This window comes from Helicobacter didelphidarum (assembly GCF_003364195.1).
Taxonomy (GTDB): Bacteria; Campylobacterota; Campylobacteria; order Campylobacterales; family Helicobacteraceae; genus Helicobacter_A; species Helicobacter_A didelphidarum.
Genome location: NZ_NXLQ01000001.1, coordinates 36,774 through 57,717, shown reverse-complemented (window position 1 = coordinate 57,717; position 20,944 = coordinate 36,774). Strand labels below are relative to the sequence as shown.

The 20,944-nt window shown below is 32.9% G+C and carries 17 protein-coding genes; 8 read left to right on the top strand and 9 right to left on the bottom strand.

Annotated features, from left to right (window positions below; translation table 11 throughout):
- The first annotated feature begins 40 nt into the window (after positions 1 to 40).
- From lepB to rpmB, 4 genes are all read left to right on the top strand, one after another.
- The gene (gene lepB, locus CQA53_RS00235; protein ID WP_115542023.1) at positions 41 to 985 is read left to right on the top strand and encodes a signal peptidase I; all 945 of its coding nucleotides are present in this window, start codon (positions 41 to 43) and stop codon (positions 983 to 985) included.
- 364 nt (positions 986 to 1,349) lie between these two features.
- Complete coding sequence (locus CQA53_RS00230) at positions 1,350 to 1,946, top strand: TetR/AcrR family transcriptional regulator (RefSeq protein ID WP_115542022.1); 597 nt, start codon at positions 1,350 to 1,352, stop codon at positions 1,944 to 1,946.
- A gap of 220 nt (positions 1,947 to 2,166) precedes the next feature.
- On the top strand, positions 2,167 to 2,682 hold the full coding sequence (def, locus tag CQA53_RS00225; RefSeq protein ID WP_115542021.1) for a peptide deformylase: 516 nt from the start codon (positions 2,167 to 2,169) through the stop codon (positions 2,680 to 2,682).
- 68 nt (positions 2,683 to 2,750) lie between these two features.
- Positions 2,751 to 2,948: a 50S ribosomal protein L28 gene (gene rpmB / locus CQA53_RS00220; protein WP_115542020.1), complete on the top strand. Its 198-nt coding sequence runs from the start codon at positions 2,751 to 2,753 to the stop codon at positions 2,946 to 2,948.
- A gap of 390 nt (positions 2,949 to 3,338) precedes the next feature.
- On the opposite strand, the gene CQA53_RS13755 is transcribed toward rpmB, so the two are convergent.
- The gene (locus tag CQA53_RS13755) at positions 3,339 to 5,381 is read right to left on the bottom strand and encodes a methyl-accepting chemotaxis protein (protein ID WP_115542019.1); all 2,043 of its coding nucleotides are present in this window, start codon (positions 5,379 to 5,381) and stop codon (positions 3,339 to 3,341) included.
- 299 nt (positions 5,382 to 5,680) lie between these two features.
- Between CQA53_RS13755 and CQA53_RS00210 the strand changes: the two genes are divergently transcribed.
- Positions 5,681 to 7,594: a lysozyme inhibitor LprI family protein gene (locus CQA53_RS00210; protein ID WP_115542018.1), complete on the top strand. Its 1,914-nt coding sequence runs from the start codon at positions 5,681 to 5,683 to the stop codon at positions 7,592 to 7,594.
- A gap of 348 nt (positions 7,595 to 7,942) precedes the next feature.
- Here CQA53_RS00210 and CQA53_RS00205 read toward each other — a convergent pair whose 3' ends face one another.
- Together CQA53_RS00205 and CQA53_RS00200 are read right to left on the bottom strand one after the other, a co-directional pair.
- Entirely contained in the window at positions 7,943 to 8,227 is a 285-nt protein-coding gene (locus CQA53_RS00205) for a hypothetical protein (protein WP_115542017.1), read from the bottom strand.
- A gap of 128 nt (positions 8,228 to 8,355) precedes the next feature.
- Positions 8,356 to 8,658, bottom strand: a complete 303-nt coding sequence (locus CQA53_RS00200) for a tetratricopeptide repeat protein (RefSeq protein WP_245945523.1) — start codon at positions 8,656 to 8,658, stop codon at positions 8,356 to 8,358.
- A 491-nt stretch (positions 8,659 to 9,149) separates the two neighbouring features.
- On the opposite strand from CQA53_RS00200, the gene CQA53_RS00195 reads away from it, so the two are divergent.
- A complete protein-coding gene (locus tag CQA53_RS00195; RefSeq protein WP_115542016.1) occupies positions 9,150 to 10,394 on the top strand; it encodes an LL-diaminopimelate aminotransferase in 1,245 nt (414 codons plus the stop codon).
- A 446-nt stretch (positions 10,395 to 10,840) separates the two neighbouring features.
- On the opposite strand, the gene CQA53_RS00190 is transcribed toward CQA53_RS00195, so the two are convergent.
- From CQA53_RS00190 to CQA53_RS00175, 5 genes are all read right to left on the bottom strand, one after another.
- The gene (locus CQA53_RS00190) at positions 10,841 to 12,301 is read right to left on the bottom strand and encodes an OprD family porin (protein WP_115542015.1); all 1,461 of its coding nucleotides are present in this window, start codon (positions 12,299 to 12,301) and stop codon (positions 10,841 to 10,843) included.
- A gap of 429 nt (positions 12,302 to 12,730) precedes the next feature.
- Complete coding sequence (locus CQA53_RS00185; protein WP_115542014.1) at positions 12,731 to 14,230, bottom strand: glycosyltransferase family 2 protein; 1,500 nt, start codon at positions 14,228 to 14,230, stop codon at positions 12,731 to 12,733.
- 496 nt (positions 14,231 to 14,726) lie between these two features.
- Entirely contained in the window at positions 14,727 to 15,266 is a 540-nt protein-coding gene (locus tag CQA53_RS00180; protein WP_115542013.1) for a hypothetical protein, read from the bottom strand.
- Positions 15,267 to 15,304: 38 nt separating this feature from the next.
- Positions 15,305 to 15,490, bottom strand: a complete 186-nt coding sequence (locus tag CQA53_RS12150; RefSeq protein ID WP_147289982.1) for a hypothetical protein — start codon at positions 15,488 to 15,490, stop codon at positions 15,305 to 15,307.
- Positions 15,491 to 15,770: 280 nt separating this feature from the next.
- Positions 15,771 to 16,061 carry a DUF2018 family protein gene (locus CQA53_RS00175; RefSeq protein WP_115542012.1) on the bottom strand — a complete coding sequence of 97 codons (291 nt, stop codon included), beginning with the start codon at positions 16,059 to 16,061 and terminating at the stop codon, positions 15,771 to 15,773.
- A gap of 285 nt (positions 16,062 to 16,346) precedes the next feature.
- On the opposite strand from CQA53_RS00175, the gene exaC reads away from it, so the two are divergent.
- Together exaC and adhP are read left to right on the top strand one after the other, a co-directional pair.
- The gene (gene exaC / locus CQA53_RS00170) at positions 16,347 to 17,855 is read left to right on the top strand and encodes an acetaldehyde dehydrogenase ExaC (RefSeq protein WP_115542011.1); all 1,509 of its coding nucleotides are present in this window, start codon (positions 16,347 to 16,349) and stop codon (positions 17,853 to 17,855) included.
- 163 nt (positions 17,856 to 18,018) lie between these two features.
- The gene (gene adhP, locus CQA53_RS00165; protein ID WP_115542010.1) at positions 18,019 to 19,068 is read left to right on the top strand and encodes an alcohol dehydrogenase AdhP; all 1,050 of its coding nucleotides are present in this window, start codon (positions 18,019 to 18,021) and stop codon (positions 19,066 to 19,068) included.
- Between the two features lie 214 nt (positions 19,069 to 19,282).
- Here adhP and CQA53_RS00160 read toward each other — a convergent pair whose 3' ends face one another.
- Positions 19,283 to 20,557, bottom strand: coding sequence for a hypothetical protein (locus CQA53_RS00160; RefSeq protein WP_115542009.1), 1,275 nt, complete (start codon positions 20,555 to 20,557; stop codon positions 19,283 to 19,285).
- Positions 20,558 to 20,944 lie beyond the last annotated feature (387 nt).

Here is a 20,944-nt window from a genome sequence, read left to right as displayed (position 1 = left end):
AATAAATGTAACATATAAACATTTGGTTGAGAGGATTTGAATGAAAAAAATTATAAAAAAAATTGTGGATTTTGCGTCAAGTTGGACAGGTGCAATTATTATTGTATTGTGTTTTGTATTTTTTGTTGCACAAGGCTTTGTAATTCCTAGTCGTTCAATGGTTGGCACACTTTACGAAGGGGATATGATGTTTGTTAAAAAATATGCTTATGGTATCCCTATACCAAAGATTCCATGGCTTGAGATTCCAATTTTTCCAGATTTTCGCGGAGATCGTCATTTATTTGAAGGAGCAAGACCACAAAGAGGGGATATAGTGATATTTAATCCTCCCGGAGATGATAAAACTTATTATGTTAAACGCAATTTCGCAATCGGTGGAGATAAAGTTATTTTTGCTAGAGATGGTATGTATTTGCGACCATTTCAAGGAGATTCTTATATTGATAAATATTTTAAAAGTTATGATACGCGTGAATTTTTTGGTGAGATGTATGTCAAAGAACCTTACTCTCAAGAATTTAATGGAATTCACTATGGTGAAAAAGATTTCAGAATCACCCCCCTAAGTAGTTTTTATGCAATGCAAAGATTAGCAATCATTAATACAAACAATACAAGCACAACAGGTCATGGTATCGCCATGAATCCACAGCTTACTGATGATGGTGAAATGATTTTCTATCGCGAAATTGAAAGTGATTCATTTTTTATGGTAGGGGATAATCGTGATAATAGCGGTGATTCTCGCTTTTGGGGTGTCGTAGATTATAGTCGTATTATTGGTACACCATGGTTTACCTATTTTAGTATTACTTTAGAAGATAGTATCGAACAAAATGCACAAGATCCAAAAAATCGCTACAAAGTTCGATGGAATAGAATCTTCAATAGCATTCAAACCTTAGAGAACAAAGCAACTTCTTTTGAAGGAGAATGCCGTTATTACAGCGATAATCCATGTAGAGAAGCAATAGCATATTAATATCTTTAATTTTTCATACTCTTTAGGAAACATTCAATACAAAGATGAGATTTATAAAGCATTTGAATAATTGATTGTATTATTTTTATAGTAATCAATCTTCGGGAATAATGATAAAAAACTTTTATATAATATAAGTAATCTTTTGTAAACACCTCCAATATTTAACAATATACTATTTAAGTTTGTTGGGTATTTAATTTGGTTTATATTTTTTTGATACTATAAGATTTAGATTTTAATGGATTGAATATAAATCTGGATTATGAGAAAAGAATGATTATTTTTCAAATGAAAGAAAAATAATATATATATATATATATATATATTAAGCTTTGCATGATATACTTTTTAAGGAAGCTTAGTGGCAAAAAATTCAAAAAAAGCGATAATTGTTGTTGCGACAGAGCTTTTTTCTGCTAAAGGCTACGAAGCAACATCAACGAGAGAAATTACACAAAAAGCGAATGTAAATCTCTCAATGATTGCATATTACTTTAAAAATAAAGAGGGATTATATCGGGCAATATTAGAAGAATGTCTCAATCCTATTCTTGATTTTATTAATGAATCAGAAAAACAAGGTTTATCACCAATAGCTTTTTTGGAATCTTACACAAACTTTATACAAAGTCATCTTCAAAAAATACCAATTTTCTTATTTATGAATGAATTTGGACGCCCAAAGCATTTCACACAGGATATTTTACAACGCTATACCTTAAAAGTACATACTTTTTTTGGTAATTTATTACAAAAAGGTATAGAGCAAGGAGATTTTCGCAGTGATATAAATATAACATATACTTTAATTGCATTTGTAGGAATGCTTAATTTCTATGTTGTCAATAAAAAAGCTATTGATACCCACACTCAGAATATTTCTGAGACAAATGAGACTGATTATTTTGCCCATGTATATGAAATATTACTTCATGGAATCAAAAACAATGCAAAATAATTATTTGATTTTTATTACCATTTTATGAAGTTTGGTATTAAGATAATCATACGAAAGTAATTTCATGCCAATGGTGGAAAGATACAGGATTTACTTTCTTCAGAGTTGTTGTATATGGTAAATCTATGGACTTAGCTTTTACACACTTTTGTTGTAAAAATATTGATTTCTTTTGATACAATAGCAAAGATAATTATTTTACTTGCCGGAGTTTGCTATTATGATTTTAGATGTGATTCATTATCCTAATAAAATATTACGGAAAATTTCACAAAAAGTTTTGAACTTCGATTCATCTCTTCATACTTTACTTGATGATATGTATGAGACAATGTTGGCAAAAAATGGTGTTGGTCTAGCTGCAATTCAAGTTGCACAACCACTTTGTATCCTGCTTGTCAATATCCCGCGAGAAGATGGAGAGCAATACAAAGAAGATTTACTTGAAATTATTAATCCTACAATACTTGAAAGTAGTGGTGAGATTCTATGGAATGAAGGTTGTTTATCTGTTCCTGGATTCTATGAAGAAGTAAAACGATTTAACACAATTACTATAAAATATCATGATAGAACGGGAAATGAATGTCAGGGGCAATTTGAAGATTTTACAGCTGTTGCTTTACAACATGAAATGGATCATCTTAATGGAGTTTTATTTATTGATAAACTTTCACTTCTAAAACGGAAAAAGTTTGAAAAAGAACTCAAGAAAAATGGTTATAAAGTTGTGTAGCATTAAGCATTTTATAAGGCTTTATTCGGTATAATACGAGCTTCATTTTATCAAAAGAAGGATTCAGAATGTCAAGACGATGTGATGTTACAGGAAAAGGCGTAATGGTTGGATGTAATGTAAGCCATGCAAATAACAAAACAAAAAAACGCAGTTTACCAAATCTTCGGAATATGTGTATAAAGCTTGAGGATGGGAGCAGTATGCGTATTAAAGTTTCTACTTCAGTGCTTCGCACACTTAAAAAGAATACAAAAAAGAAATAAATTTACTTTAAAACTTATTTGTATTGCACTTTTATCAGAATAGGCGTAAAGCTTCAAGAAAGAAATTCTCATTGACACAAACTATTTAATAGTGAATTTCTTATCTATTTAAATTATAGAATCTATAAAAGATACCCATAATCCCAATAATTATATCAATTATAATACTAGCTTTTCTTTATCAAACTACTTTTATAACATTCAAAAATTGTTGAATAAATTTACACTTATGAGAGATTATCAAGAGATAGAATGTAATTCTCATGTAATAATTTTCTAGTTGTTGCTTAGAGAATTATTACATTTTTCCTATCTTAAGTAATGCAATGATATTTGCAAGATTTAATGCATTAAAATTGAAATAGGAAAATCAGCTTTTATTTCATTGCATTAAAACTTCTTTGTATTTACATCTTGGAGAATATTAGTAGCAATAACATTCACCTTATCAGTTGTTTTTTGTGTATTTTGGGCAATAGTAATATTGTTGTGGGTTGCTTCTTCAAGATTTGATAATGTTACATTAATTTGCTCAATACCTGCTGTTTCCTCACGGATAGATTCTACCATATCATTAATGCTTTGTGAAAGTATGTTGGTATTTGCTTCAATCTCACTTAAACTTTTTTGCGTTCTTTCTGCCAATTTACGAACCTCATCGGCAACAACAGCAAATCCACGTCCATGATCTCCAGCTCTTGCTGCTTCAATAGCTGCATTCAATGCTAAAAGATTGATTTGGTCTGCAATATCATGAATAATACCTGTAACATTTTTAATATCCTCACTTTGCGAGATTACTTCGTGTGTTTTACTATTGACACCTTGCATTGATGAGGCTATCTGATTTATTGCTGTCGCTGTTGCTTCAAGACCCGCAGCTTGTGCATTAAAAGATTCGGTAAGTAAGCCCACAGAATCTTCAAGAACCTTACATTGTTGCTCTAGACTTTGAGCAAAATTTGCTGAAGTTTGCAACATACTTTTGATCTCTGCTCCAAGTGTATTCGTTGTAAGCTCAACATTTCCTTTTGCATCCTGTATTTCTGTTGTAAAATCAAGACTAGTATATGAATCAAATACTCTTTGTATCTCGTTCATGTTTGAACCAATTTTTTGCTCTAATATATGCAACATATTATTTAACACCCTTTTTAGTTCTTCTAATTGAGGATTATTACTAATACCACTAATACGAGCAGTAAAATTCCCAGATTCTATCTCCTTAGCGGTTTCTGTGGCCTGATTTACAAGTTCGTAATCCTTGTCTAGTTCTATTTGTGTTTTACTAATATTCTCATTAATTGCTTGAGACATTTTACCAATTTCATCTGAATTTTTTACCCTTAATATATCAGGCTTTTTTCCCTCATGATTAATATATTTAAAGAACTTATCTAAGAATACATTTAAGATATTTAGTCTATTAATAATTTGTAGTCTTACAAACCAAACTATGACAATTGAAAGAATAAGTTGCACAATTCCAGAGGCTAAAATTGTTTGCAAACGAAGATTATGATAAGTTGCAAGGACAAAATCCCTTGGCACAAGTGTAATAATATGCCAATTAGAATTTGGAAAAATATCAAGCTCTATATTCGTATGTGCAGCAAATGTATCTGTGCCTGCTGTATCTTTTATTTCTGCTGTAAATTCTTCATTATTCATTGCTCTATCCACGGCATTTTTAAGATAAGTTGCTTTCATTGCAAGCTGATGAAGTGTTGCTCCAACTATATCTTTGTTTGTTGCTGCAATGATAGTGCCATTATGTGTTGTCAATACTTTTGCTCCTTGTAAATCAGATCGGATATTCATAAAATTTGCAGAGATTTTATGAATATCTAATATACCACCTAATACCCCAATAACATTCTTTTGTTTGTCAAAAATTGGAAAAGTAAAAACAACTGCATAAAAATCTGTGTTATTGAGACGAAATTTAATAGGATTACTTAATTGTTGTGTTGCCATCTGTAAAGTGGTTTGCACAATTGGTAATTCTATTATTTGTTTTGTAGCCACGAGAGTATTATTAGAATCTACAAAAACCAACATTTCATTGTTATTGACCTTATATTGTTCTGAAAGATATGAATAATCTTTGTCTTTAAAATATAAAAAACTATGAGTTGTATTTGAATTTTCGTGGGTTAGAATAGCAAGGCGACTTGCAAGTGTTTCTACGGAAAAGTTATCATTTTCAGAAAGTGTACTTGCATAAGTAGCAAACAGATGGGAACTCATATTTAAATTTGAAGCAACATGCATACCATAGTATCCAGAAGTAAGAAGCATATTATTTTTAGCATTTATTGCTTCTTGTTGTTTCATTTGCAATAAAACAAAAAAGCATAGAGCTGTTACAGAAATAAAGGTTGTTATAAGTGTAACGATGAGTACCTTGAGAGACAACGACATTTTATTCATTCAAAAATCCTTTAAAAAACACTTGGTAAAATTGATAAGCATTAGAATAACCGATTATGCTAAATGTTTTCACAATGAAACAATTTTTTTACAACCTTAATATCAAATACAGACTATACAACTAAAAAATTGAAGCAAAATACATTAAAATGAGTGATATAAAATGATTAAAAATATTTAATTGGAGTATAATTGCATGTACAATAGATTTTAGTAATACTATATACCCAATCTAACAAAAACAGAATTTCTCTGAAAAGTAATTTGTTCATAATTTATACTAGCTAAAAAGGAGGAATATGAAAATTATGAATACTCTGCAAAAATGTTTTTATTTGCTTTTAAGTTGTATCGTTGTGTTAACTTGTGGGATTTTATATGCTAACAATACTATATCACTAACCACGCAAAATCTAAATGCACAAAAAACACTAAATGTGAGGAATTCTACAATTTTGTCAGCCAATTCCAGAGTAGATTCTCAATCAACACAGCAAAGACCCTCTAACTTATCCGGACAAATCGATAAAAAATGGCAAGATTTTGTAGAGCGAATGCCCGAGCTAGTCAATGCACTGAACAATATCACAAGCTTTTATCCCTTTGAGCCAAAGTATGATATGGATATGATGGGAGTGAAGGAGGATTCTATAAGTCTGCAAAAGCATTTCGCCGACTATGAGGCACACGCCAAATCCTTGCGCGATTTGCGTCTCGCACTCTTTCACGCCCTCGAGCATACCGATGACCCCGAGATTACCGCTATCATCGCACTTCATACCGCCCTTAGCTATTATGCCAAAGACTATCTCTATGAGTTTGATGAGATAGAATCTGCTATGCGTGTATATTTTCGGGGTGAAGGCAAAGTAGGCGTCCCTCAAGTCCTTGCGGAGTATCAGGACTTGATAGCTTTCCTAAGCAAGGCAGTAGCGGATTCTACGCCAAACATTATGGAATACATTACCAAGCAATTTAATGCTAGTCTTACCAACCTACGCTTTATGGGGAGCGAAAATGGTATCGGCAAACTCTCCAATGATAACGACCTCTTTGCCTACCTCGTCTCATATCAAGGCAGTGGGCGGTTTGCGTGGTGGTATGTGAGTGAGCCTCTAAGGAACCTAGAATATTGCAAACAAAATAAAATTGCAAACTGCTCTGCATTCCTTGACATAGAAATAGAGACAGATGACGGGCGAGGGGACTATTACTCCGCCTTTGTCGTGCCATACAAGAAAGGCTATTTCGCCCTCTATGGCGTGAATGGCAAAGCAAGTGATAGATTGCAAAATCCGCGCTCTTTATACTTTTTTGCTCAAGGCTCACTAGGTCAAGTCGAAGCAAATCCGCAACACTATCGCATCGCAAAGATAAAGACGACAAATATAAGCGTCAATAAAGCAGATATGGGAGACAATCCGCTCGCAAAAGATATGCCCGAATGTAGCCTCTATCGGCTTGATGAATGTCCCAAAGATATGGTGCAGATAATGGAATCTTATCTCAAAGGGAGCAAATACGACAAGGGTGGCAAGATAGACTATGAAGCATTGTTGCAAACGCTTGATAGACCGACTTTCGCGGGTGAAGTCGCACTCCCACAGAGTAAGAAAAAGGCATTGATGTTTCTATGGGGGACGCAAGTCGGAGGGCGTGGATACCCTCAAACCCTTGTCAGTCTCATCGATAAAGATATGAATGTCCTCTATAATGATAGCATACATGGCGAGGCGAAGCTCGTCAAACACGCGAAATACGGCGAGGTGCTATTTGCTAATGATTATGCAAGTGGTGAGCAAAACTATTATGCTATCAACAATGAAAATGGCGCATTGAGCCTTGAAGTCGTGGAATCATGGGAAAGTGTGAAATATCAAATCACGGGATTTGAGCCACCCGCAGATTGGGCAAAGGAGCTTATAAATCGTGAGCGATATGGGAGTGTAACAAGCTTTGATTGTGAGAATGGGAATCTCAACAATATTGAGGAGCAAATCTGTGCGGATTTCGCCCTCACACTTGGCGATAGAATCCTCAATGAATTTTATAATGCCAAATACCTCAATGCGAGTGGCGAGGCGAAAAAGAAACTCTTTAACGCACAAATGGATTGGCTCGAAAAACGCAATCAATGCAGAGGTGGCAATATAGCGTGTCTCTATCATCAAATCAGCGGACGCATAAAGGAAATAAAGGATAGTGTAAGGTAAAAATAGATTCTATCTTCCAAGAATTTCTATTAATAAATATACTTTTAATTTATTTATCGCTCGTAGTTCTAAAGCTTTAGCAACTCTATCTCTACAATTTTCTTTAATGTATCGCTATTCCTAATTTTTAGGTTACGATATATGTAATATTAATGCTGTTAGGAAGATAGTTTAAGAAAAAACGGATTGATATTTTATTCAACATTCCGCATAAAGATATGGCGAGGAAATAGACTATAAAAATCAAAACTAAATTGTAACTGATTTTTTGATTTGCAGAACAAAACAAACATTGAAACATATCACAAACATAGAATCTGTCATATTACAGAATAATATACCATAATATTATTTGCTCTCACAGTCATCATGTGCATTTGCTTGTGATATATTTTGTTTTTTAAAACTTGATAAAACTGAATTTGCATTTTTAGATTCGCATGAAGAATCCATAATCACAAGAGAATCTCCTTTGATTTGTATTTTAGGCTCATGCTGTGAATAACTATTCTTTTGTAATTGAATAGAATTGTATTCAGAATGATTTTTCGATTCTGTATTTGTTGCGTAACATGCTGGTATTATATATTGTAATATTATACCAACGAATAAAAACTTATGCAATAATTTCATGACAATCCTTACTTTTTTGGTTATGGCTTATCTCTCTTGTCATTACAAGAGTTTATATGTATTAATTTCTTAGCGTTATTAAATCTAGAATATATACAAAATATAACTAAGTTGGAACTTAACTTGATTTAATTCCAATCTATGCTGTTGCAAGCTTCTTTATCTCCAGCATCACAAGCTTTTTGATAATATTGTTTTGCAAGTGTAGCATTTTCGCTTACACCTTTTGCATTTCGATACATAAGTCCTAAGCTTGAACATGCCTTTGCTTCTTTTGCATCACACAATACTTTATAGATTTCAACAGCCTTTGTATAATTTCCTTCATTATATGCTTTATTTGCATCATCAAGAGTTTCTGCACCAAAGGCTACATTCCCAAATACAAATGCTGTAACACATGCCATTATAGAAACACGGATTTTTTTCATGATTCTTCCTTTTGTAAATAAAACTACATTATATTGTAATATAAAAATAGTAAATATAATTCACGAAAATTAGATTATTCTATAATTATTAAAATATTGTATTATTTGTATTAATATTTCATAATAAAGAAACCAGAAATACTTATATTTATTTACAATTTACACAGAGAATGATGAAAATTACACCGCATTTTTGTAAGTTTAGCATTAAAGATTCTATTAAATAGAGCAAAATACAGTGTAATTTCTTAAAAAATCTTGCTAAAATCAATACAAAACGCTACAATAATTCTTAAGCCAAAAATCACTTGTTTTTTGAACTGCTTTCAGTGAAATTAAAATAAGATAATATGCGCTAAGTTGTAATACAACCACTATAAATATAATGTAATATTATAATTGTATGGTTTTGTATTCCACAGAAACCAATAGAAACCACAAGAATAGATATGAAAATATCATAAATTATTCTAAAAGAATTAGGACATAAAATGTTTGAAGAAATTGTATTTAATAAAATCAACCGATTGCCAAAATATCTTTTTAGCACAATCAATGAAATTAAATTAAAAATGCGTCAAGAAGGTAAAGATGTAATAGATTTTTCGATGGGTAATCCCGATGGTATCCCACCCAAAATTGTCATTGATAAACTTTGTGAAAGTGCGAGAAAACCAAAAAATCAAGGCTATTCAGTCAGCAAAGGAATTTATAAATTGCGTCTTGCATTATGTGATTGGTATAAACGCAGATTTGATGTTTCGCTTGACCCGGATTCTGAAGTATGTGTTGGTATGGGTAGTAAAGAAGGCTATGTACATTTAGTGCAAGCAATCACAAATACTGGAGATTTTGCCATTGTTCCAGAGCCTGCTTACCCAATTCATTATCACGCATTTATTATTAATGGTGCAAATGTCAGCACTTTTCCTATTGTGTATAATAATACATTTGAACTCAATGAAGATGCTTTTTTTGAAAGTTTGGAAAAAGCATTGTATGAGAATTTCCCTAAACCTAAGTTTGTTGTAGTCAATTTCCCACATAATCCAACAAGTGTCGTTGTCTATAAAAGCTTTTATCAAAAACTTGTCAAATTAGCAAAAAAAGAAAGATTCTATATTATTAGTGATATTGCCTATGCTGAATTATATTTTGATGATTTTAAAACTCCAAGTATTTTCGAAGTAAAAGGGGCAAAAGATGTCGCTGTGGAGACTTATACTTTAAGTAAAAGTTATAATATGGCAGGTTGGCGCATAGGTTTTGTTGCTGGAAATAAACGCATTATAGAAGCAGTGCAAAAAATAAAAGGCTGGATTGATTATGGAATCTATACGCCTATCCAAGTTGCAGCTACTATCGCACTGAATGAATGTGATGATTCTGTAATGCAGATTCGGGCGATATATGAAAAACGTATGCGTGTTATGATAGAATGCTTTGGCAAAGCTGGATGGGAGCTTACTATGCCAAAAGCGAGTATGTTTATTTGGGCAAAAATACCCCCACAATGCCAACATTTAGGAAGCTTAGAATTTGCAAAAAGATTATTGGAGGAAGCAAAAGTAGCTGTTAGTCCAGGTGCTGGATTTGGTATAGCAGGAGATTCTTATGTGCGGATTGCTTTAATCGAAAATGAAAAAAGGATTCGCCAAGCGGGTAAAAACATCAAGATTTTTTTAGAATCTTTTGAAGACAAAACTCAAAGAAAATCTAAAAATACACATGAATAATGCAATATTAGAGTATTCATGATTATAGATTGAGAAATACAGAAGCTTTATATTGTCATAAATTCTTAAAAAGAAAATCAAACTCCATTGTATTCTTTCATCACATCAATTCAACTCTTTTTTCCAGCAGAAATACTCTAAAATCTTCTTTCAAAGATTTTTACTCGATTCCTAGTTTATGCTACATTATATTTATTTTGGAGTTTTGTTCTACGCTCTTTATTGGTTTTAAAATCCCATGAATGAAACTCTATATAATCCAATGAGTTCGTTTCCTAGATTCTATAAAATAAAGTTAATTGAGTAGTTTGAAATGTATAAGTTTATTTGAATTATGACTTCAAATAAACGCTCATAGCAAGAAAAAATTTTACCTAAAGAAAGCCCATAAGAACACAACCTAAGAGATTCTGTAATAAAAAATTTATATATAAATCATGATAGTGTTAGAACACATAATTCACTTGAAATCGAAATCTTCCCATAGATGGATTCCCGATCAAATATCCATAATATGCACCCATATTAATACTATCTGTGAATTTATAAGTCGCTGATAAACTTGTCTCTACAAAGTTTGCAACAGCGATTTTATTGTTAGGTCCATAGAGATTACCTGTAGCTCCATTGAGATTACCTGTAGCTCCAGCTTTTTTCAAGTAATAGAAATGTGTTGTATCCACATACACGACATCAAGAGCTAAGCCGAATTTCTTATAACCAAACTCAACTTTGAGATATGGGGCAGTTATTGAGCTATTTCGAAAGCTCCCTGTGCCTAATATACCAAAGCCATTTGCCTCTGTCCCAGCGAAGTTGTTCCAGATATTTCCACCAATTTTTAACCCACCTGTATTATCTATCAAAGTCCCATAGCCATCACCAAAGCTCCCTGCAAAGCCTACAGCCACACCGATAAAGCCAACATTTGTTGGTGCAGGTGCCGGAGCATCAGAATCTTCTGTAGCTGCACTTTGTGATTGTGTAAAATTATAACGATAATCTAAGCGGATATTATACATACCGCGATTTCTTGCATAATCATAATTTGTGTTCTGAAATAATGTATTAAATTCCAAACTACCATTACTCAAGAATGTCGGTTTTTTGTTTAATCCAGTAGCACTCACTTGTGCAAGTATCCCAAGACTTTGTGAGCCAAACTTCGCAGTATAGGATATATCAGCAAATGTCATGTAGTCAAATAACCCCTCTACATACGAATACCATACTTGATAGCCAAAGCCAGTTTTCTCAGTGAAGTCCTTGCCACTTGTGAGAGAGAGCATAAAGACATCATTGCCTATACCAGTAGAAGAATTAGAGTAATTACTACCAGTTAAATTGGGTGAAATGAACATATCATCACCTATCCAAGTATCCCACCATTGGAAGCCTATATTCAATGCTGATAGATCAGAGTTCTCAAGGAATATCCCCAATGCCCTATCTAAATTTGTATCATTATATGGAGTCGTAGGGGATTTTTGCCCTGCTCTTATGAGGGTATTTGTGCCTAATTGCTCTTTTGCCTGATAAGTGATATAAAAGTCCCCGATACTAAATCTATCAACCAGAGAGATATGCATATCACCCCTACTCCCAGAAATATCAGCATTTGTGTTATTTGAATCAGGAGTTCCACTCCCTTTAGAGAAAAATATCCCAGCAGAGCCACTCCAGCCATATACCTCTCCTGTTGTGATTGTTGGTTTAAATCGCAACTGATAGCGTGTCCCATTACCATCTCTGCCATGTATGGTTTGGATACGACCAAATGCAAATCCACTAATAGTCGCATTTTGTATCACATCCATGAGTTTTGCTGCCTCAAGATTCATTGCACTACTTCCTACAATGAGTGCAGAAAGTAATGATGTCCTAAGAGTTAGAATACTTTTCTTCATCAACAATCCTTTATTATAATAAATCCTAAATTTATCGCTTAGGTTCTTATAATTTTAGAAAAATTCATTTCAAAAAATCAATTAATAATATACAAATAAAGTATTTTTAATCACTAAAAATTATAAGAAGTCTTACTTTGAGCGTGTAAATCTAGCACGATAGAGACTCATGGGAAGCTAAGATATGGAGTAATAATCTGTTGGGATATATGCGATATACACGCTATTTCATAAACTATTGTAGGAAAGTTCAAGGTTTTGTTTTTGTCTCAAAAAATTGTTATTTTTTATAATATATTTTTCTCGCAAATCACATGTTACAAATATAAACAAAAAGTAAATAAAAATACAATAAAATATATGAATTAATAATTTTTATTAATTTTTTCATGGTATAGCCTATGAAAAACTTGCATATTTTCAAAGAACTCATACACTTTTTGTTGTTCTTTTATATCTTTTTTGTCTCATAAAATCTTTAACAATAAAAAAGATTTTAAAAAGAATCGGACAAGCATAAGCTATTTTGCTAGAGATTCCAAAATGATTCTTTGGCACAACTTTTCTAAGAGCTAGAAATAATCCTTTAGCATTTCTTGGGTCTTTACCCTCAATAGCAATACATTGTAATGCTTTTACACTGCGAGGAGTCATAGAGAGAAATCCTTTCATTAATATCTTATATAACTCTTGTGTTGCAATTATAGATTCTTGAGTTATAGAATCTTGAGACAAAGATTGAGTATCATCTGATATGGAATCTACTTGAGAGCTTTTATTATGGGGCTGTAATAAGCTATCGTGTGTTGTTTGTGTAGATACATTATGATGAGATTCTATGTTTTTAATATTTTTCTTTTGTTTTACTACATTATCCCCCCTCCCAACATTGTTATTCTCTCTAAAATCAGGTGTTTTTTGTATAAAATCATAGAGTGCATTACTCATTGCTAAAAATGAATATCCTCTATCATATTCTTTTGCTAATCGTTTATCTTTAAAAATCTCATACACATCAGCTTTAAAGGAGGGATATGGGTGAATACTTGGGTTAAAATGCATTATTGAGTTGGCTTGTTGGCGATAGGCATAAAGTGGCTTTGATGAAATACAAACTTTTTGAATATTGGTAAATAAGAAAAAACTAAATAACTGATCTTCTGCATACATATAATCCATAAAGCGGATATGTCTTTTACAAATACTTTGAAATGAGAATAATCCAGCCCACACAAAAGTTGTTGGTGCGTATAATTTGTATTCAAGCATTTCTAAGCGAGAAAGAATCTTACAAGGCTCATTTGCAATTATTCTTTTATTGTGTATAGAATCAAATGCCTTGAGCATATTGGATTGGTGCAAATGTTTGCCATCTTCAGACGCATAATAATAATCATGCAATACAATATCCACTTCCTCATTTTCTTGTTTCAGGGTTTCAAAGATTTGCAAACAAGATTCTATACAATCAGGCATGAGCCAATCATCAGAATCTAAAAAACGCACAAAATCACATTCAATGATTTCTTTTGTATAACTCCATACTTCAACTTGTTGTGGTGTATGGAGTGTCATGCCCTCATATTCTTGTTGAGAATCTTGGAAACAGCCTTTATAAGTATAATTTCCTTGTGCGATGTAGTATTCATTGTGATGAATGTGGCTATGTAAATCAAGCTCATTGCTGAGATAATCAAGTCCTGCATTCCTTGCACTTGATAATCCTCCATTTGGTTTTTTAATATAAATACAACGAGAATCTTTATAAAAATAAGATTGTGCAATTTGTGTGCTTGTATCATTGCTCCCATCATCAACCATGATAATGCTAAGATTTGTATAGGTCTGTTTTATAACAGATTCTAAACAATCGCTAAGAAATTGCTCTACATTGTAGATTGGGATAATGATACCAATGCGTGAATCCATAATAATCCTTAAGAAATATACTCATTATACACAAGAATTTCAAGTGGCTCTTTATTGCAAGTTTTTGTTTATACTTGTTTAACGATATTGTTGAGAAGCAATTAAATCCTTGAGAATGCTTGATTATTTTATTACATCAACAAAAATTATATAAAATAGAGATTCTCTAAGATGTCTTTTTATGAATTATAGGATAAATGATTCTATACATGTATTTATAGTCCTGTATTTCATAAGAGAGAATCTATAAAACATGTAATTATAGCATAGTATAGAATAGAATGTGATTACCTCACTATTTTATTTGGAATGCCCTACCCTCATTTGCTAGTGATTTTATTAAAACTCCTTATGATTCAAATCCTTATCATTTTCTATTGTTTCAATATTTTAATCTCTTTTGTAATCATTCATCACTAAAGATTTTTGTATTTTTCTATCGTTATTTACAGCATTGAGTTTTTTGATGAGAATAACTCTTCAATACAATTGTAATCTAGTATCTCCAATCTAGTCCTATACCAAACTCAAACAGAAGCAGAAAATTATTACTTGCAGGATATGTATGTATAGTTCCATCAAATTGCATGATATTAAAGGGATTTATCCGATGATACACACCTTTTAACTTTGCATAAAAATCTAACTTTTTTCTTCTTTCTTGATGATTTTCTCCTATACCATATCCTAAAATCACAGCTAAAGATGCTTCTAGCCTATGCCCTCCCTCTTTAAACCATGATTCTTTATTGAAAGAATAGCTTTTGTGTCTCGCCATAATATTATATCCATAACCTATTTTATATTCTAAATTAACATCTTTTCCTAAAGCAACTTGCATTTTCCTATCACGAAAATGAGGAGCTACAAAATTACCCTTAAAAGGTATATGCATGGATACAATGATAGGGTGCGTAAGAGAACCAATTACCTTGCCAATTTCTAAATCAAAAGCCATTCTATAAGCTACATCATTCAATTGGGTTGGATTATTAATACCACCATTTATAAAGGCATGAGCAATACCAAGTTGCAATTTACTACCAAGATAAAGCCCTTGATTCCAATATACATCTAAAAAAGGGAAGCATACCCACCAGTATTATTGTGCGAAGTATTCAGAATATTTATATTATCGTAATATACTCCTATTCCAACACGTATATCATTGCAACGATTATCATGACAATGAGAAGCATATAACGAATGAGTAAAAAAGAGTAACGAACACAGAGAGATAAATAAAAATTGTCTTAACATAACAAAAACCATTTGTTGTAGGCCAGAATCTCATAGTATAAAAATATGCTTATGAAGAAATGGATTGTAACCCAACAACCTTAATTATTGAATATAGTCTTTATGGAATATGTTTGTTGTATTTTAGCTATAAAATACAACAAATACAACTTTAGAGTATTTTTAGATAAATTGAAACATTTAATATTCCCACTTTTGTTGAGTTAAATTCTAAGGAAATTTTCCCCGCTAGATTCTATGATATATACAACTCATGATAAGTTGAGGTAACATATCTATTCTACTCATTTTCACTAAGAATTTTTGACATAGATTCCATTGCGAGACTATTTTTGCGTTCATGAAATTGTTGTTTAAGATGCTCATCATGATGTGCTTTATAAAAAAAATCACGTAAATTGATTTGAGAATCTTGTTCTTCCAATGCTAATTCATAAAGAGCGAGTGTCTCTAAAAGCCTTTCGATTTCATTTTCAGCAAGTGTGCGACTTGCATTAAAAACAACTTCTTTCCATTTATTGATTGGATTGCCTTCGAAGATTTCCATGCTATCAAGTGGATTTTCCCACATACTTATCCTTTCTTACGAAAATAAACTTTAGATGAATTGTTATTGTTACATATTTTTCATTATTATGCAAGTTCTTTTGATTGAAAATTTATTTATTTTTATTTAGAAAGTATGTTTATCTGTAATTTTTACAAAAGGTAACCTTTTAGTTTTTTTGATACTTTTGGTATCTTTTAGTATCTTGTTCATCTAAAAATACTTTATACTAAAAAATATAATTGTGATATTTAATAATCTCTTTTTAAGTGTCATAATTATATTTGATTTTTTATGAAAGGTTGTCTTATGAGTGAATATACAGATAGTAAAGAGGTTTTCAAGCCTCGTTATGAGAATTTTATCGGTGGTAAATGGGTAGCTCCGGTTGATGGCAAATACACAAAAAATACAAGTCCAATCGATGGCAGTGTGCTGTGTGAAGTGCCGCTCTCAAGCAATCAAGATATTGAAAATGCCCTTGATGCAGCACATAAAGCAAAATCTTCATGGGCAAATACAAGTGTAGAAGCAAGGTCAAGAATCTTACTTAAAATTGCAGATAGAATTGAAGAAAATCTTGAGCTTATTGCACACGCAGAGACTTGGGATAATGGTAAACCAATACGCGAAACACTTAATGCTGATATTCCACTCGCAGCAGACCACTTTCGCTACTTTGCAGGCTGTCTCCGCGCACAAGAAGGTGCGATTAGTGATATTGATAGCACTACTGTGGCTTATCATTTTCATGAGCCTTTAGGGGTTGTGGGGCAGATTATCCCATGGAATTTCCCACTGCTTATGGCAGCATGGAAAATCGCTCCAGCACTCGCTGCGGGAAATTGTATTGTGTTGAAACCAGCTTCCGCCACACCTGCAAGTATTTTAGTCCTCCTTGATGTGATTAAAGATTTACTTCCAGAGGGAATCTTAAATGTCGTCAATGGGAGCGGAAGCAAAATCGGTAAGCACCTTGCAACAAGCCCAAAAATCGCTAAAGTCGCTTTCACAGGCTCTACAAGCGTGGGGCGACAGATTATGCAATTCGCTACTGAAAATATTATCCCATGCACATTAGAGCTTGGTGGTAAATCACCAAATATTTTCTTTGAAGACATTTATAATCATGAAGATGCATTCCTTGATAAAGCGGTAGAGGGATTAGTGCTTTTTGCATTTAATCAAGGCGAAGTCTGCACTTGCCCATCACGTGCCCTCGTGCAAGAGAGTATCTATGATAAATTCATCGAAAAAGTGCTAAAAAGAGTTGAAGCCATTAAAGCTGGAAATCCACTTGATCCTAGCACGATGATTGGTGCACAAGTCGATGAAACGCAAGTCAATACTATTCTTCATTATATCAAAATCGGCAAAGAAGAAGGTGCGGAATGTCTCATAGGTGGCGAAGCAAATAGCCTACCCGGTGAGCTTAGCAAAGGGTGCTATATCAAGCCTACAATTTTCAAAGGACATAACAAAATGAGAATCTTCCAAGAAGAGATTTTTGGTCCTGTGCTTGCTCTCACAACATTTAAAGATGAAAAGGAAGCATTAGAAATTGCTAACGATACAATTTATGGCTTAGGTAGCGGTGTTTGGACACGAGACATCAATCGTGCATATCGCATGGGAAGAGGCATTGAAGCAGGACGCGTATGGACGAATTGTTATCATGCGTATCCTGCACATGCTGCATTTGGCGGATATAAGCAAAGTGGTATCGGACGAGAGACACACAAAATGATGTTAGAGCATTATCAACAAACAAAGAATCTCCTTGTGAGCTATTCGCCTAATAAGCTTGGGTTCTTCTAAGATTTTGGAATTTTAGAAAATCTTATGTTTCATCCTTTTATAAAAATTATGTAGCATTTTTATGAAGCAAGGATTTCATGATAGTATTCTTTTCCTTAAAGATCATAAATCATGATGGGCTACTAGATGTATTTGCATAAAACTTAGATTGTAAGGAGATAATATGTCAAAAACTATGAAAGCAGCTGTATCAAAAGAACGCAAAAAACCATTAGTTATCGAAGAAGTGCCAATCCCAAAACCAGGAAAGGGTGAGGTTCTTGTGAAAATTGAAGCATGTGGTGTATGCCATACTGACCTACATGCGGTGGAAGGCGACTGGCCTGTGCCACCGAAAGACATTATAATCCCTGGGCATGAAGGTGTAGGTAAAATTGTAGAGCTTGGTGAAGGTGTTACCCACTTGAAAGTCGGAGATATAGTTGGAATTCCGTGGCTTTATAGTGCTTGCGGACATTGTGAACATTGTTTTGCTGGTTGGGAAACACTCTGTGAAAAACAAGAAAATGGTGGCTATTCCGTAAACGGTGGCTTTGCAGAATATGCTGTTGGTGCAGCAGATTATGTGGGCGTGTTGGATAGAAACCTCACTCATCAACAACTTGTGGATATTGCCCCTATACTTTGTGCAGGTGTAACCGTGTATAAAGGGCTTAAAATGACTGATACGCGTCCTGGTGAATGGGTTACTATTTCAGGAATTGGTGGATTAGGACATGTAGCTGTGCAATATGCTAAAGCTATGGGCTTAAGAGTAGCGGCTATTGATGTAGCTGACGATAAACTAGAATTAGCAAAAAGATATGGTGCGGAAGTTGTCGCAAATGCTAAAGAGCTAGGCGAACAAGGAACGATTGATAAAATCGTAAAAGAAACAAAAGGCGGGACACACGGAGTTTTGGTAACTGCTGTCAGTCCCGTAGCATTCAAACAAGCTGTGGGTGTAGCAAGAAGAGGTGGCACCGTGGCTATGAACGGCTTACCACCAGGTGAATTCCCAGTAAATATTTTTAATATGATTTTGAATGGTATAACAATTCGAGGTTCTATTGTAGGAACAAGACTTGATTTACAAGAGGCAATCGACTTTGCTCAAACAGGGCGGGTAACAGCACATGTTGCTCCTGCCAAGCTAGATGACATCAATGAAGTCTTTGATAAAATGAAAAAAGGTAAAATTGATGGTAGAATTGTTCTAGATATGAATCTTTAATTGTAATGTAATTTTTGTTTAGTCTTCAATATTGGATTACTCTATGTAAAAACAAGTTTTTTTAAGTAAATCACAATTACTTAGAGAATTTTTCTATCCAAGTCATTTGGATAGAAAAACTTTTTTACAATTATTAAAACCATATCCTCTAAGAAGAGTTCTATAGGATTCAAATCTTTAAAAATTGTTTAGATGAGCAATATTTATTGCAAAGCTAGAACATAAATCTCACTCCACCATTTAATTCAAAAATATTGGGTACACCACGACCGGCATGCGTGCTACTAATATGTGCTATAACACTTAATGTTCTTGTAATTCCAAATTCTATCATTGCATTTAATTCATTTTGAGATATATTTTGTGTATTTCCTCCATAATATCTTGACCCATTAAAGAAAGTTGCACCATAAGCTATATAAGCATTTAACTTATTTTCAAAAAAACTCATTTTTGAAGCGATATAAATCAAATGTGCATTTTTTCCCATTTTGATTGCTCGTCCCCCCCATACAAAAAAGGGTTGAATATTGTGATAAAATGCATGAGAAAAACCTGCCTGTGTGCCATTCCCAACACCTAGAATGCCAAGACTCCCCATACCAGAATCTCCATTTGCAAGATACCCAACCATCACATCTATATTACGATAACCGCCAATAATTTTTGTGTCAAATAAAAAAGTATTATTACTAAAAGCATGAATGTTACGATGATCCTCTATACTCCCAGCAAAGCCAAGATCTAGACCAATCCACCATACTCTTCCATGAAAATTCGATGCCCAGTGTGCACGAACACCAATACCTGTAAAAACACTTGGGATAAACATACTAAAAGCATTTACATAAGCTGAATTTTTATAATTTTTTTGATCACCATCAACAAAATAACGCACACCAACATTAAATAAACCTGTTGTATCAAGTCGCTTGAAATTAGAGATTTCATAATAACTGACACGACCATAATCATATGCCCACAATGCTTCAATTACAAGATTTCTAAGACTTCCATTCCGAAACCAGATTCCGTCTGTAAGATAATTAATCCATTCACTTATGGGTTGAAATCTCCCAACTTTTATTGCTGTGTCACCATCAAAATACTCTAAAAAAGTTTCACCTAATGCAATACTACTATCACCTAAAACTTCATTGCCTGTATTTGGAAAAAAATCCTTTCTTGCAAAATGATTAGGATTAAAAAGTGCCTGTGTTGCACGAAATGAAATTGCTAAACGCAAATTATAGTAAAACCCTGTGGTATATCCAAGTCCAACAGACGCATTAATATAGCCACCATTGCCTATTTGTTTATTGCTACCATAAAGATTATTGGTATAATTTCCAGCGGCACTACTTGCCATATAATTGCCATATAATATAATATCAACTTGCTTCATTCCATTTAAGAGTGCCGAATCTAAAGTTTTATATTGTGCAAACATAAAATAAGAGCAACATATAAAAATTATAAATAATCGCATAATACTCCTTTATCTCGTGATTATTTATGAGATTTAAAACGAAATTCTACAAGATATTTTACAAGATTTATGGATATTGCATAAGATTCTAGAATTTTCAATATTTTCTAAGAGTTTCTGTATAGGATAAATTTTTCCTTTTTCTATTTTCACTAACTCTTCGGCTTTAAGATTTGTGGGAACTCTTGAAAGAAATTGTGCTGTAATATTGGGCATTTACGCAATTTTAACTTGATCAATGATTGGCAAGAAAACTTGATTTTGTAATAATGAATTGATAAAAGTAAAAAAAGTTTCTATTATCAAGCTGTTATTCAAAAATTTCAGAATCTAAAATCAATAAAATACTTTCCTCGCCATATACCGCATTAGCAGGGTAGCTATACA